This window comes from Bartonella florencae (genome assembly GCF_000312525.1).
Classification (GTDB): Bacteria; Pseudomonadota; Alphaproteobacteria; order Rhizobiales; family Rhizobiaceae; genus Bartonella; species Bartonella florencae.
Genome location: NZ_HE997517.1, coordinates 1 through 313 on the forward strand (window position 1 = coordinate 1; position 313 = coordinate 313).

The window sequence follows — 313 nt, forward strand, 5'->3', positions numbered from 1 at the left end:
GCAATTGCTGAAATAAAAAAGCTCATGGTTGAACGCCGTCTTTAAAAGTTAATCGGTTCATAAGAGTAATGTAGGAGATATAGGATTTCCCTTTATTCTTTGTTGCCAAATAGACGGTTTTCATAAATGTGTTTTATGCGCTTGTTGTCAAACATCATGTCCGAGTTATTGGTGGAATGGTGATCGCACTTTGGGACCAGCAATTCTGCTGCAAGCTTATCGTTGGATTGGCTTTCTCCCGTGATGAGATGTGTGGAGAGCGCCTTGATAATTTGAGAGGATCCTTTCCGCCTTTATCGCTGCCATACTATTT

The 313-nt window shown here is 40.9% G+C and carries 1 pseudogene; it reads left to right on the forward strand.

Annotated features, from left to right (window positions below):
- Nucleotides 1-112: 112 nt before the first annotated feature.
- A pseudogene (locus BN202_RS09650) lies at nt 113-313 on the forward strand (4Fe-4S dicluster domain-containing protein); the annotation flags it as partial.